The following is a 14,209-nucleotide window of genomic DNA, read 5'->3' as shown; positions in this document are numbered from 1 at the left end:
GTTTGATCGGCCACGATCCGGCCGGTCTCCACGGCGATCCCCCGTGAAGTGACCGGGGCCGGCGGAAGATGGTCAGACGCTGGACCTTCTGAAGGTGCATCGTTCCCTGGACGGACAGCCTTCGCAGGAGCGGTCGCCCGAAGGAACGGCGCCCGGCTGGGCCGAGAGACCGATCACCCCGGCGATCGATTTCAGCGGGCTGAGGGCCCCGGACGTCAGCAGTCGCAGGCCGATGGCCTCCAGCTGCTCGGCCGGGAGGGCCCGGATGATCAACGGTTGGGCCTCCATGGGGAAGCCGTCATCGCCCGGGAAGGCCAGCAGGATCGGCCCCAGACCGGTCCCGTCCAGCAGACCGGTGGCCAGTCGGTGGACGACGGCGTCGGCCAGTCCCAGGGATGCCGCCGAGCCGGCGGCATCTATAGCCACTGCCCGGAGCAGTCTCCCGGCCGCCGCCTCGGCCGAGGCCGTCGCTTCCAAGTCCGGCCCGATGGTCGCGGCGAAGAAGACCGCCCACGGAACCGTTGACCAGGCCCCGGCCCGGGGACCCGCGGTCGGCCGGCAGGCCGTCGGTGCCCGCACCGCGGCCAACACCGCCCTGGCCCGAACGAGCCTCGCGGCCAGGGCCACGGCCTCGTCCACCGCACCGACCAAAGGCGGGCGGGCCTTGACCCGGTCGACCGGTCCAAGGCAGGCCGCGACTCGCTCGGCGTCAACCGGCACTTCGAGGCTCAGGGTCCGCGGCCCCTCCGCTAGCGGGGCGGGTGGCTCAGGCGTGGGTGAGGGCCGTGGTCGGGGCGCGCCCAAGTGGTGGCCTCCCTTCTTCGGGACCCGGCTGATTTGTGGGGCCCGGCCGTTCCCGACCCTTTCGTCTTTCTCCGAGGCCGGCCGAAACCCTGCCGGGGTCCGTGTCTAGCTGGGAATTTAACGGAAAGTTGGCAACATTAGCCCAATCGGAGAAGGATTCCCCACCCCTCCGTCGAAAAGTCTGAACATGCAACCTGAATCAGCTGTCAGGTTGGGGCGCCCCTCGTGGGCCCTCGATGAGCCGACCTCGGAGGTGAATGGGCGATTACCACCGACTACCGCCGCGCACCCCCCGGACCCGTCTCCGGTCATCAGCCCCCGGTCGGCATCCGCCGGCTGGGCGTCTTCATCCCCGATAGCTTCCTCACCGCCGCCGACGTCGCCGAACGAGCCGGGATCCCAGAGGAGGTCATCAGACAGAAGTTCGGGTTCGTCAGGAAGCCCAAGGCGCCGCCGGAACTCCACGTCTCGGACATGTGCATCGCGGCCGCCCGCCAAGCCCTCGGCGAGCTCGACCCGATGGACCTCGGGGCGGTCATCTACTTCGGGAGTGAGTACAAGGATTATCACGTCTGGCCGATCGGGGCCAAGATCCAGCACGCTCTGGGGGCCAAACGGGCCTTCGCCTTCGAGATCATGGCCCTTTGCGCCACCGGCATTCTCGCCTTCAAGCTGTCCAAGGAGATGCTCCTGGCCGACCCGGGGCTCGGCCACATCCTGATCGTCGCCGGCAGCAAGGAAGGGGATCTGCTCGACTACCGCAACCAGGACAGCCGCTTCCTTTTCAACTTCGCCGACGGAGCGGGGGCCGCGGTCATCAGCCACGGCTGGGAGAAGAACCTGATCCTCGGCTCGTCGGTGATCACCGACGGCCAGTTCGCCGAGGACGTCTACCTGCCGGTCGGGGGCTCCCGCTTCCGCCCGGAGACGCACGACCAGACTGACCCGCGCCTGCACCATTTCGAGATCCCCCGGGTCGAGGAGATGAAGCGCCGGCTTGACCCGGTCTCCCTGCCGAACTTCATCGCCGTCTGCCGCCAGGCCATCGCCGGCAGCGGCCTCACCGTGCCCGACGTGGACTTCTTCGGCGCCACTCACATGAAGCGGTCCTTCCACGACGGCATCTTGAAGGCCCTCGGGCTGACCTGGGACCAGACCTTCTATCTCGAAGAGTACGGACACGTCCAGGCGGCCGATCAGATCATCGTCCTCAAGGAAGCCTCCGAGCGGGGTCTGCTGAAACCGGGCCAGGTGGCCGTGGTGACCGGGGCCGGCACCGGTTACACCTGGGGAGCCAGCTGCATCCGCTGGGGTTAAGGGGGGAAAGGTCATCGAGGGTTTGCCCGTCTTCCTGCAGACTCTGCTCAACGGCATCCTCCGTTCGGGCCTCTATGCCCTGACCTCGATCGGGTTGGCCCTGGCCGTCGGGGTCCTCGGCATCCTCAACTTCGCCCACGGCGAGTTCCTGATGCTCGGGGCTTACCTGGCCGTCTTCGCCTTCACCATCCTCGGGATCGACCCCCTCCTCTCCCTCCCGCTTGCCGCCGTCCTCCTCTTCGCCCTCGGCGCCCTGGTCTACCGGGGGACGATCAGGCGGGTCCTCGGGGCCCCCGAGATCAACCAGTTGCTCCTGACCTTCGGCCTCTCGGTGATCTTCCAGAACCTGGCCCTGATCCTGTGGACCGGGGATCCGCGGGGGACCGCGTCCCCCTACCGTTCGGTGGCCCTGGCCTACGGCGGCGTCTCCGTCGGGCTGGGCCGGATGATCACCTTCGTCGTCGGCTTCGGCCTCGTCCTCTTGCTCTACCTCCTGCTGGCCAGGACCCGCCTGGGCAAGGCGATGCGGGCCGTCAGCCAGAGCCGCGACGGTGCCTCGCTGGTGGGCATCGAGGTCGAGGACGTCTACATGGTCGCCTTCGGCATCTCCGCCGCGCTGGCCGGGATGGCCGGGGTGATGCTGGCGATGATCCTCTACGCCCAACCCCTGATCGGAATGGAGTTTACCCTCAAGGCCTTCTGCATCGTCGTCCTCGCCGGCCTGGGCAACATGAACGGCGTCATCTGGGCCAGCCTGCTCCTGGGAGTGGCCGAATCCCTCGTCGGGACCTATGTCCCGCAGGGGTCGGGGTGGTCCGAAGGGGTCTTCTTCGTCCTGATCTTGCTCGTCCTGACCTTACGGCCGAAGGGGGTGGAACGCTAGGTGGCCTCCCTCAGACCTATCACCAAGCGCTATTGGGGCTGGGCCGCCCTGGCCCTCGTCCTGGTGGCCCTCCCGTTCATCACCGGTCCCTACTACCTCCACCTGGCCCTGGCCACGGTGATGTACGGCGTCCTCGCTTTGTCCTGGGACGTCCTGGCCCGGACCGGCCAGCTCTCCCTGGCCCATTCGGGCTTCTTCGGACTCGGCGCCTATGCCTCGGCGATCATCTTCACCCGGTTTCACGTGCCGGCCGTGACCTCGATCATCCTGGCCGGAGCGGTCGCCGCGGTGGTCGCCTTGGGCTTGGGCCTCCTCACCCTCCGCCTCCACGGGATCTATACGGCCGTGGCCACGCTGGCCTTCGGCGAGGTCCTGCGGACCATCGCCCTCCAGACGCCGGGCCTCACCGGCGGGGCCATGGGCGTCCAGGTGCCGCCGCTCTTCGGTGGCGACCGGGTCAGGGCCTACTTCCTCATCCTCGCCGTCCTGGCCACGGCCGTGCTCTTCTCGGAGTGGGTCGCCCGGTCCCGCCTCCGCCTCGCCTTCGAGGCCACGCGCCAGCGGCCGCTCCTGGCCGAAGTCATGGGTGTTGACACCGTTCGCTACAAGGTCCTGGCCTTCGGGGCGACCTCCGTCTTCCCGGCCGTGGCCGGGGCCTTCTACCTGCACTACATCACGGTGACCATCCCGTACGAAGCCTTTTCCATCAACGTCGCCGTCCATTCGGTGGTCATGTCGGTCTTCGGCGGCCTCCACACGACCGTCGGCCCCCTCCTCGGGACCTTCGTCCTGAAGGTGGCCGAAGAGTTCCTCCGGGTCAACATCCCATACGGCTACAGCATCATCTACGGCTTCATCCTGGTCTCGGCGGTGCTCTTCATGCCCCGGGGCCTCCTGGGGGTGGTGAGGTCATGGCGACCCTCCTGGCCGCGGAAGCGCTCGGCAAGCGCTTCGGCGGACTGACGGCCGTCGACGGGCTGTCCTTCACCGCGGACGAGGGCGAGATCCTCGGGCTGATCGGTCCCAACGGGGCCGGCAAGACGACCACCTTCAACCTGATCTCCGGCGTCTACCCCCTTGACTCCGGCCGCCTGTTCCTGGGGGACCGGGACATCACCCGCCTCGGACCGCACCAGCGCTGTCACTGCGGCATCGGCCGGACCTTCCAGGTGGTTCAGCCCTTCGAGGAGATGACGGTCGAGGAGAACGTGATGATCGGAGCCATCTTTGGGCGTCCCCGTCCCCTGCCCCAGGGGCGGGCCCGCGAAGAGGCCCGCCGTCTCCTCGACCTGGTCGGGCTGGCCTCCAAGGCGGGGCAGGTGACCAGGCAATTGAACGCGGTCGAGCTGAAGCGCCTGGAGATGGCCCGGGCGCTGGCCCCCTCCCCCCGCCTCCTCCTCCTCGATGAAGTGATGGAGGGGTTGACCCAGGCCGAGGCGGCCGAGGCCATCACCCTGGTGAGGAAAATCCGCGACCTCGGGGTCACCGTCTTGGTCATCGAGCATGTGATGAGCACTGTCCGCGACGTCTGCGACCGGGTCATCGTCATGCACTACGGCCGCCAGCTGGCCGCCGGGACCTACACCGAGGTGGCCCGCGACCCGGCGGTGATCGAGGCCTATCTCGGAGAGAAGGATGAGGGCCATGACTGAGGCGCTTCTCGAAGTCGCCGGCCTGTCGGCCAGCCACGGCAGCGTCCAGGTCCTCCGGGAGATCGACCTGAGAGTCTCCCCCGGCGAGGCGGTGGCCCTGGTGGGGGCCAACTCGGCCGGCAAGACCACCCTCATGCGGGCCATCTCCGGGCTGCACCGGGCGGCCCATGGGCGGGTCTCCTTCGACGGGCGGCCGCTGGCCGGCCTCTCCCCCGCCCGGATCGTCCGCCTGGGGCTGTCCCAGGTGCCGCAGGGACGCTATGTCTTTCCCAGGATGACCGTCCGCGAGAACCTCGAGTTGGGGGCGGCCTACCTGCCCAGGGCCCGCCGTCATCACCGCCAGGTCGAGGATCGCGTCCTGAGCGTCTTCCCCCGGTTGGCGGAACGCCTGGGACAGGCGGCCGGGACGATGAGCGGCGGCGAGCAACAGATGCTCGCCCTGGCCCGGGCGTTGATGGCCGACCCGAAGATGCTCCTCGTCGACGAGCCCTCCCTCGGGCTGGCCCCGGTCCTCGTCGACGCGGTCTTCCAGGCCCTGGCGGAAATCAACCGGCAGGGCGTCACCGTCCTGCTGGTCGAGCAGAACGTCTGGCGTAGCCTGCGTTTCGCCGATCGCGGTTACGTCCTGGAGAACGGCCGGGTCGTCCATCAGGGAACCAGTCAAGAACTCCTGGCTGACGACCGGGTCCGCCAGGCCTACCTTGGATTGTAAAGGCGCGGCCTTGGCCGCGCTCAGCCCCAAACCGCCGAGGCCCGATCACGAGAGGAGGAGGATCCGGTGAGCGACTGGAGATGGACCCTTGACCTCCTGGAGCGAAAGGCCGGGGTCTACCCCGACCGGGAGGTGGTCTGGTACGAACCCGCTGGGCGCTGGTACACCTATGGCGAACTGAACTCGAGAGCACGGAGGCTGGCCAACGCGCTCACCGCCGGGTTGGGCCTGAAGAAGGGCGACCGGGTGGCCGTCCTGGCCCGGAACATCATCGAGTACTTCGATTTCTTCTTCGCCACCCAGAAGACCGGGCTCGTCCTCGTGCCCCTCAACCTGCGCCTGTCCCCGGACGAGTTGACCTTCATGATCAAGCTCACCGGGCCGAAGGTCTTGGCCTACGAGGCGGACTTCGCCGCCCTGGCCGCCCAGTTGGCCATGTCACCGGGGGTCGAAGCGGCCATCCGCATCGGCCGGGGGACCGACACGGTCGACGCGGCCGGGGCCATCGACTACCAGGAGCTGCTGGCCAAGGCCCGCGACGCGGTGCCGGACGCCTCCCCCATCGACCTCGCCGACCCGCACCTGCTCCTGTTCACCGGAGGGACGACCGGACTCCCCAAGGCGGCCATCCTATCCCACCGGGCCTTCTACTTCAACATGGTCAGCGAGGCCGTCTGCTGGGGCCTCGGACCGAACTCGACCGCCCCCAACATGCTGCCGTTCTTCCACACCGGCGGCTGGAACCTCCTGACCCTACCGCTCATCTTCGCCGGCGGACGGTTGCTCCTCGACCGCGGCTTCGACCCGCAAGAGATCCTCGATTGGATCCCCAAGCACAGGATCACGATGCTCTTCGGGGCGGCCACCATGTACCACATGATGGAGCAGCTCCCCAGCTTCGCCAAGACGGACCTCTCCTCGCTCGAGTGCGTGATGTCCGGGGCGGCCGCCTGTCCCCGGCCGGTGATGGAGCCCTTCTGGGACCGGGGGACGGTCTTCGTCCAGGGCATGGGGATCACCGAGGGCGGCCCGAACAACCTCTTCATGCCGTGGAAGCGGCTCTCCTGGGAGACGATGAAGGCCAAGTGGCGGTCGGTCGGCATCCCCTTCATGTATTGCCAGGCCAAGGTGGTCGACGAAGAGGGCCACCAAACCAAGCCCGACGAGCTCGGCGAGCTCCTCCTGTCCGGGCCGGTAGTCTTCTCCGGCTACTGGCAGAACGAGAAAGCCACCGCCGACACGCTCATCGACGGGTGGGTCCACACCGGCGACATCGCCGCGGTCGACGCGGACGGTTTCTTCTACATCATGGACCGCAAGAAAGACATGTTCATCTCGGGCGGTGAGAACGTCTTCCCGGTCGAAGTCGAGGCGGTGTTATCTACTCATCCGAAGGTTTCCGAAGTCGCGGTCATCGGCGTCCCTGATGATAAATGGGGGGAGGTAGGCAAGGCTTTCATCGTGCCCCGGCCGGGCCACAACCCGACGCCCGAAGAACTGGCTCAATTCCTCCAAGGCAAGATCGCCCGCTACAAAATACCCAAGCACTACACACTCACTGACAGTCTGCCAAAGAGCGGGGTCGGTAAGATCCTCAAACGGGTCCTGCGGGAATCCAAGTCGGCCTGACCCAGGAATCCAAGACGGCTCTAATATGGAGGGTCTGGAAGTGTCCAAGAAGCTCGGGATGCTCTTACTGTGCCTGGTCCTGGCGGTCACCAGCGCGCTGACCTTGGCCGGTTGCGCTCCGAAGGGGGCCATCAAGCTCGGGGCCCTGGCTCCCCTGTCCGGTCCTTCGGCGGCCACCGGGCAAGAGATGAAGAATGCCTTCCTCATGGCTCAAGAAGAGGTCAACGCGGCTGGAGGCATCCTTGGACGAAAGGTCGAAATCCTCGTCGAGGACTCCAAGGACGCGACCGCCGCGGTGGCCAGCTTCGAGAAGCTGATCACCAAGGACAACGTGCCGGTGGTCATGGGTGAGGTCTCCAGCACCGTCGTCAAGGCCCTGGCCGAGCCGGCCAAGAAGTATCAGCAGCAATACGCCCCGATCATGGCCCTGACGGGGGCCGCCGCCCGTGCGGTCGAGCAGGCCTTCGGCGACGCCGATTGGTTCTTCCACTACCACCCGTGGGAATACATGAACGTCGACACGCTGAAGAACTTCCTCGTCGCGGCCAAGGTCCCGAACATCGTCGTGGCCCATGAGGACGGCCTCTTCGGGACCAGCAACGTCGATATGCTCAAGGAGGCCCTCAAGGATACCGGGATCAAGATCCTCGGCTTCGAGCCGTTCAAGTCGGGCAGCCCGGACCTCTCGGCCCTCCTCACCAAGATCAAGGGCTACAAGCCTGACACCTTGGTCTGGATCGGCTACCCGGCCGACGCCATCCCGATGGTCACTCAGTCCAAGGAAGCCGGCTTCAACCCGAACTTGATCGTCGCCTACACCCCGGGCTGGCCGAAGGACTTCGGCAAGGTCAAGGAAGCCGAGTACATGGCCGGCCTGGTGGTCTGGAGTCCGGACGCCGCACCGACGCCGGAGGCCAAGAAGTTCAACGACGCCTACAAGGCCAAGTTCGGCTCAGCCCCCAATAGCTACTGGGCTCCATTGGCCTACACCAACGCGATGACCGTGATGGACGCCATCAAGACCGCCGGCAAGCTCGACCAGGCGCAGATCAAGAAAGCCCTGGCGGCCACCAAATACGCCTCGCCCCTGGGGATGGAACTGAGCTTCAAGCCCAGCCGGGTCGCCAAGTATCAGGGCTTCACGAACCTGATCATCGTCCAGTGGCGCGGCGGCAAGCAGGAGATCGTCTTCCCCGACAAGCTGGCCACGACCCAGCTGACCTATCCCGTGCCCAACTGGAAGGACCGGAAATAGCGGGTCGAAGCGGCCCGACCCGACGCGGGCGACCCGACCCGACGCGCCAGCCCGAGCTCACAGAGGAGAGTTGACGATGCCCCACCGACGCTCGCCCGCCGACGACCAGGTCCCCGAGACGGTTCCCGAGACCGACACCTGCCCGGAGGAGACCGAGGTCGATCCGGGGCCGACCGGGGCCCATCTGGTCACCCCGCCCAAGACCAAGCGCGGGGCCATCACCTACGACCGCATCCTGCATGCCGCCGAGGAGGTCTTCGGCGAGAAGGGCTACTACGACGCCTCAGTCTTCGAGATAACCAGCCGGGCCGGCATCGGCCAGGGCACGTTCTACCTCTACTTCAAGTCCAAGAAGGCGGTCTTCCGGCAGCTCATCATCCACCTCCATCAGACGGTCAGGCGGGATCTGCAGATGGTGGCCGGGCGTCATCAGGACCGGCGTGAGGCAGAAAGGGCGGGCGTCCGGGCCTTCCATCGCTTCATCCTCCGGCACGACAAGCTCTACCGGTTGATCCGCGACGCTGAATACGTCGACCACGACCTCTACCGCTGGTACTACAGTTCCTTCGCCCGGGCCTACGCCGACCGGTTGAAGCCGGCCATGGCCGAGGGCTCGGTTCGGGATCTGGACCCGGAAGCTCTGGCCTACTGTCTGATGGGCATCTCCGTCTTTACCGGCGAGCGCTGGCCGGTCTGGGAAGGGCGTGAACCGCCCAAGAAAGCCATGGAGACCATCCTGGAATTCATCCTCCATGGCCTGGACAGCCGGCGCGGACCCAACGAGGGAAGCGGACCCAACGAGGGAAAGGGGGAGTCCTAGATGAAAGTCGTCGGCATCAGCGGCAGCTTGCGGAAGGAAGGCAACACTGAGTACCTGGTCCGTTTCGCTCTTGACCAGTTGAAGGAGCAGGGCTTCGAGACCGAGTTGATCAGTCTACGGGGCAAGACCGTCCAGCCCTGTGACGGCTGCTACGGCTGCGTCAAGGCCAACCGGTGCGTCATCGAGGGCGACGACTTCGAGCCCATCGCCGACAAGATGTATGAGGCCGACGGGATCATCCTGGGCTCGCCGGTCTACTACAGCTCGGTCGTCCCGCAGTTGATGGCCCTTTTGGACCGGGTCGGTTTCTCCTCGCGCTGGTCGGGCAAGTTCATGTCCGGGAAGGTCGGCGGCCCGATCACGGTCGCCCGCCGGACCGGTCATAACCTGGCCTTCGCCCAACTCCTCATGTGGTTTTACATCAACGACATGATCGTCCCCGGCTCAAGCTACTGGAGCATGTCGGTGGCCGGTACCCGCGGGGCCCGGGACGCCGACAAGGACCAGGAAGGGCTGGACACGATCAAGCACTTCTGCGAGAACATGGCCCACGTGATGAAGAAGCTCCACGCCTGAACCACACCTCCCATCTCCCCCCCGCCCCGGTTTTCCCCGCTCACGTCCCGGTTCCGGTTCCCGGGCCCGAACCCGACGGAGAAAGGCCGACCGCGAGGTCGGCCTTTCTTCATCCGGAGACGATTCCGGCAAGGACGGTCAGGCGGGGCCGGCGACCGTCATGTCCTGCGTCCGACGTAGAGCAGATGCTCCGCCCCGCCATGGACCGATGGGTCCTTGCCCAGGCGGTGGTTGAGGTCGACCCAGGCCTCCCAGGCCGCGCCGGTCAACCCGTTGACCTTCTCCTCGATCATGCTGATCACGCCCTCGCAGGCGACCAGGTCAAGGGCCTCGTACCCGCACTCCTTCATGAACGGCAAGACCTCGGTCGGATGGGCGAAGTAGGCGTCGGTGAAGCCGGTCGGGGCGACCAGCACCCCTCTGGCCAACACGGCCTCGGCATCGGCCTGGTGCTCGACGATCCAGTCGGGCTCGAACTTGGCCACGTCCCTGAGGGGGGCGTAGCGGCTGATGAAAGAGGCAAGAAGGAGACCCCCGGGCCTCAGCACGCGCCTGGCCTCGGCGGCCGCCCGCCGCCGGTCCTCCTCCTTCAGAAGGTGGTAGAGGGGTCCCATCAGCAGGACAGCGTCGAATGAGCCAGCTCCCAGACCGGCGAGGTCGGTGGCGGCGGAAGAGGCCCCGCCGCGGTAAAGGGAAATTTATCCGCGAGGTTAACCAATCGTTAATACTTTTGGGTTAACCTGAACCTGAGTGCAAGGGGCCAAACGGTGTATCCTGAATTGTTGCCTAGGGCCAGTTCGTTTCGCCCCGGCACCGCTGGTGTCCGCAAAGCGGCGGCAAATGGAGGGAGTCCCTTGAAGCGTCGGACCCTGGTCATCATTTTGGTCCTGGTCGTGCTCGTCGGCGCGGGCGGTTACGTCTTTGCCCGGTCGCGCGCAAGCCAGAACACGACGGCCCTGTCCAAGTACGCCACGGCGTCAGTCCAGCGGGGTGACGTCACCGTCACCATCTCTGACAACGGCACGATCCTCGGCCAGAAGGAGCAGAGCGTCAAACCCGCGGCCTCGGGAACGGTCGCGTCGGTCAACGTCCAGGTCGGCAGCAAGGTCACCGAAGGGCAGGTCCTGGCCGCCCTCAGCAACGACAGCTTGGGTGACCAGATCGCCACGGCCCGCTCCAATCTGGCCATCGAGCAGTTGCGCTACGCCGACATGAAGGCGCCGCCTTCCAAGGCCAGCCAGAATTCCATTGACCTGGCCACGCAGAAGGTCGATCAGGCCAAGCGGACGCTGGCCCTCAGGCAGCAGGACCTGGCCAACCTGACGGTCGCCGCCCCGATCAGCGGTTTGGCCACCGCGGTCAGTGTCTCGACGGGCGATTCGGTGTCTGCCGGGAGCGCGGCCTTCACCATCATCGACCTGAACAACATGACGATGACCCTGTCCGTCAGCCAGCTGGCGCTCAACCGGGTCTACGTCGGTCAGACCGGTACGGCCGTGTTTGGCAATGGACCGACCAGGACCGGCACGGTCACCTACATCAACCCCCAAGGTGTGCCCAGGGGGCTCTATGACGCGACCTACTCGGTGACGTTCACCCTCGACAATCCGGGTACGGATGACGGACTCCGGCCGGGGATGTCCGGAGGCGTCACCCTACCCCACCCCAAAGGTCAAATCGCCATGTACACTTCAGCCGTGGCCAAGACGGCCAACGTCACCGCCAAGACCTCCGGCACGGCCGCGGCCGTCAACATCCAGGCCGGCGACACCGTCACGGCGGGCCAAATCCTGTTGACGATGACCAACGATTCTCTGGTCGCCTCGGAGAAGCAGGCCGAGATCGACCTGGCCTCGGCGGAAAACAGTCTGGACACCATGAAAAACCCAGAGTCCACCGTGACCACGACCGACCTCCAGGCGGAAGAAGCCAAGCTCAGCCAGATGCAGGCCAGCCTGGATAGCCTCCTGAAGCAGCAGGCCGACCTGGTCGTCACCGCCCCGCTCGGCGGCGTGGTGACCGCGTCAAACCTCAAGGTCGGCGATTCCGCCGGCGCCGGCGGCGCCACGCCGGCCTTCACCATCGTCGACCTATCCAAGATGGTCGTCACCATCAACGTCGACGAGCTCGACATCAACCAGGTCAAGCTCGGGCAGACGGGGACTGTCGCCGTCCAGGCCATCGGGGGAAAGAGCTTCCCGGCCAAGGTCACCAACGTCTCCCTGACCGGCACGGTGGCGCAGGGCGTGACCACCTACCCGGTGGAGTTGACCCTCGGCAAGAACGACGGCATCCTGGCCGGGATGACCGGCGACGTGACGATCATGATCGCCCAGCGGCAGAACGTCCTGACCGTGCCGGTCGAGGCGGTCACCACCTCCAGGGGCCACAGCTTCGTCAGGGTCGTCGAAGGGACCGAGCTGAAGAGCGTTGAGGTCCAGATCGGCCTGGCCGACGACCAGAACATCGAGATCACGGGCGGCTTGCAGGAGGGGCAGACGGTCGTCACCGGCACCAGCAGTTCAGGATCCGGCGGCCTGTTCGGCGGGATGGGCGGCTTCGGCGGCACCCGTTCGGAACCGGCCCGTCAGCAAGGCACTCAGTCGACCACCGGCGGCAGGTGAAGGCCGTGGCCAGGGCCGTCATTGATCTGCGCGACATCTCGAAGGTCTACAACCCCGGCGAGGCGGCCGTTCACGCCCTCGACCACGTCGACCTGACCATCGAAGAGGGCGAGATGGTCGCCATCATGGGGCCGTCCGGCTCGGGCAAGTCAACGTTGATGAACATCATCGGTTGCCTCGACCGGCCGACCTCCGGCGAATACCGGCTCTTGGACGAAGAGGTCAGCCGAAAGAACGACAATCAGCTGGCCGAGGTCCGCAACCGGCGGATCGGGTTCATCTTCCAGACCTTCAACCTGTTGACCCGGCTGACCGCCCAGCAAAACGCGGAGCTGCCGCTCCTCTACCGAGGGGTGTCGGTAGCCGCCCGCCGGGAGGCCTCCATCAAGGCCCTCGAGGCGGTCGGCCTGGGCCACCGCCTGCACCACCGACCGGCGCAGCTCTCCGGCGGTGAGTGCCAACGGGCGGCGATCGCCCGGACCATCGCCACGGACCCGGCCATCGTCCTCGGCGACGAGCCCACCGGCAACCTCGACAGCCGTTCGGGAGCTGAAGTCATGGCCATCTTCCAGGGCCTCAATCGGCGCGGCCGGACGGTGATCGTGGTCACCCACGACGAAGCCATCGCCCACCACTGCCGAAGGATCATCCGGTTGCGCGACGGAAAGCTCGTCCGCGATGAACGGGTGACCGAGCCCTCGGTGGCCGGCGCGGCCGGCCTGGGAGGTGCCCTTTCATGAATGTCTTCGAAAGCATCCGGGTGGCCTGGAACGGTCTGGTAGGAAACAAGCTACGATCCGGGTTGACGATGCTCGGGGTGATCATCGGGGTGACCGCCGTCATCGCCCTCGTCTCCATCGGGCAAGGGGCCAGGCAGCAGGTGACCGCCCAGATCCAGGGGCTCGGCTCGAACATGATCATGATCACCGCCCGTGGCGCGACGGGCCGCCTCTATGTCGAGGACACGGCCGACCTGCTGAAACGGGTCCCGGAGTTGAGCACGGCCATCCCCGACGTCAGCCGGCAGTATGCCGTCAAGTGGGGTTCCAACAACTACACGACGACGATCGAGGGGACGGCCCCCGGTTATGAGGAGATCCGCAACCACCGCGTCGTCGCCGGGCGTTTCCTCATCCAGGCCGACATCGACCAACGCCGGCACGTCGCCGTCATCGGCCAGACGGTTTACACCGACCTGTTCGGCGAACGTAACCCCGTCGGCGAGCAGATCCTCATCAACGGCTCGAGCTTCACCGTCGTCGGGCTGCTCGAGGAGAAGGGGCAGGGGCTCGGGCAGAGCTACGACGACCGGGTGATCATCCCCATCTCCACCGCCCAACGCCTGATGGGCACGAACCGGGTCCAGATGATCTTGGCCCAGACCAAGCAGTCCGGTGACGCCACCCAAGCGGTGGCCCGGATCACCGCCATCTACCAGAAGAAGTTTCCGACCCGCAACCCCGGCACCGATGACGCCATCAATGTGCAGAGCCAGGACCAGCTCCTCACCACGGTCAACACGGCCACCCAAACGATGACCCTCATGCTCGGCGGCATCGCCGGGGTGTCCCTCGTCGTCGGCGGCATCGGGATCATGAACATCATGCTCGTCTCGGTGACCGAGCGGACCCGCGAGATCGGTATCCGCAAGGCCATCGGAGCCAAACGTCGCGATATTCTGACCCAGTTCCTGGTGGAGTCGATGATCCTCAGCCTGACCGGGGGAATGGTCGGGGTCGCCCTGGGAGTCGGGGTCGGCCGCCTGGGTACCTTGGCCGGCATCCCTTCCGCGGTGTCGATGGCTTCGATCATCGTCGCCTTCGTCTTCTCGGCCGCGGTCGGCCTCTTCTTCGGGATCTACCCGGCGATGCAGGCGGCCGCCCTCGACCCCATCGAGGCCCTGCGCTACGAGTAGGGCCCCCACCAAGGCAGGACAG

At 66.4% G+C, this 14,209-nt stretch carries 14 protein-coding genes; 12 read left to right on the top strand and 2 right to left on the bottom strand.

Translation table 11 applies throughout. The features are described 5' to 3' along the window. Window positions 1-72 precede the first annotated feature (72 nt). Window positions 73-720 (bottom strand): hypothetical protein, encoded by a 648-nt coding sequence (locus tag VGL40_05135; protein HEY3314651.1) that lies wholly within the window; start codon window positions 718-720, stop codon window positions 73-75. A 348-nt stretch (window positions 721-1,068) separates the two neighbouring features. Here VGL40_05135 and VGL40_05130 point away from each other — a divergent pair, with 348 nt between their 5' ends. The 9 genes from VGL40_05130 (at window position 1,069) to VGL40_05090 (ending at window position 9,648) form a co-directional block, all read left to right on the top strand. Continuing rightward, window positions 1,069-2,121: a 3-oxoacyl-ACP synthase gene (locus tag VGL40_05130; protein ID HEY3314650.1), complete on the top strand. Its 1,053-nt coding sequence runs from the start codon at window positions 1,069-1,071 to the stop codon at window positions 2,119-2,121. Between the two features lie 22 nt (window positions 2,122-2,143). Beyond that, window positions 2,144-3,004 (top strand): branched-chain amino acid ABC transporter permease, encoded by an 861-nt coding sequence (locus VGL40_05125; protein ID HEY3314649.1) that lies wholly within the window; start codon window positions 2,144-2,146, stop codon window positions 3,002-3,004. Next, on the top strand, window positions 3,005-3,967 hold the full coding sequence (locus tag VGL40_05120; protein ID HEY3314648.1) for a branched-chain amino acid ABC transporter permease: 963 nt from the start codon (window positions 3,005-3,007) through the stop codon (window positions 3,965-3,967). It abuts the gene before it with no gap. Next, window positions 3,916-4,656 carry an ABC transporter ATP-binding protein gene (locus VGL40_05115; GenBank protein HEY3314647.1) on the top strand — a complete coding sequence of 247 codons (741 nt, stop codon included), beginning with the start codon at window positions 3,916-3,918 and terminating at the stop codon, window positions 4,654-4,656. Before VGL40_05120 ends, VGL40_05115 begins: the two co-directional genes overlap by 52 nt. Further along, window positions 4,649-5,368: an ABC transporter ATP-binding protein gene (locus VGL40_05110; protein HEY3314646.1), complete on the top strand. Its 720-nt coding sequence runs from the start codon at window positions 4,649-4,651 to the stop codon at window positions 5,366-5,368. Before VGL40_05115 ends, VGL40_05110 begins: the two co-directional genes overlap by 8 nt. Before the next feature lie 66 nt (window positions 5,369-5,434). Further along, window positions 5,435-6,997 (top strand): AMP-binding protein, encoded by a 1,563-nt coding sequence (locus tag VGL40_05105; protein ID HEY3314645.1) that lies wholly within the window; start codon window positions 5,435-5,437, stop codon window positions 6,995-6,997. Window positions 6,998-7,037: 40 nt separating this feature from the next. Beyond that, window positions 7,038-8,252 (top strand): ABC transporter substrate-binding protein, encoded by a 1,215-nt coding sequence (locus VGL40_05100; protein HEY3314644.1) that lies wholly within the window; start codon window positions 7,038-7,040, stop codon window positions 8,250-8,252. A gap of 76 nt (window positions 8,253-8,328) precedes the next feature. Next, window positions 8,329-9,072: a TetR/AcrR family transcriptional regulator gene (locus tag VGL40_05095; protein HEY3314643.1), complete on the top strand. Its 744-nt coding sequence runs from the start codon at window positions 8,329-8,331 to the stop codon at window positions 9,070-9,072. Next, entirely contained in the window at window positions 9,073-9,648 is a 576-nt protein-coding gene (locus VGL40_05090) for a flavodoxin family protein (protein ID HEY3314642.1), read from the top strand. 158 nt (window positions 9,649-9,806) lie between these two features. Here the strand turns inward: VGL40_05090 and VGL40_05085 are convergent, their stop codons facing one another. Beyond that, a complete protein-coding gene (locus tag VGL40_05085; GenBank protein HEY3314641.1) occupies window positions 9,807-10,346 on the bottom strand; it encodes a methyltransferase domain-containing protein in 540 nt (179 codons plus the stop codon). 156 nt (window positions 10,347-10,502) lie between these two features. Here VGL40_05085 and VGL40_05080 point away from each other — a divergent pair, with 156 nt between their 5' ends. From VGL40_05080 to VGL40_05070, 3 genes are read left to right on the top strand one after another with little or no spacing between them, the layout of a single operon-like run. After that, complete coding sequence (locus tag VGL40_05080) at window positions 10,503-12,272, top strand: efflux RND transporter periplasmic adaptor subunit (protein ID HEY3314640.1); 1,770 nt, start codon at window positions 10,503-10,505, stop codon at window positions 12,270-12,272. Window positions 12,273-12,277: 5 nt separating this feature from the next. Continuing rightward, window positions 12,278-13,012, top strand: coding sequence for an ABC transporter ATP-binding protein (locus tag VGL40_05075; GenBank protein ID HEY3314639.1), 735 nt, complete (start codon window positions 12,278-12,280; stop codon window positions 13,010-13,012). Then, the gene (locus VGL40_05070) at window positions 13,009-14,187 is read left to right on the top strand and encodes an ABC transporter permease (protein ID HEY3314638.1); all 1,179 of its coding nucleotides are present in this window, start codon (window positions 13,009-13,011) and stop codon (window positions 14,185-14,187) included. The genes VGL40_05075 and VGL40_05070 overlap by 4 nt, the downstream gene beginning before the upstream one ends. Window positions 14,188-14,209: the final 22 nt, after the last annotated feature.

The organism is Bacillota bacterium, assembly GCA_036504675.1.
Lineage (GTDB): Bacteria > Bacillota > Sulfobacillia > JAJYWN01 > JAJZPE01 > DASXUT01.
The sequence above is the reverse complement of the archived record's forward strand: the minus strand, read 5'-3'. Positions and strand labels throughout refer to the sequence as shown.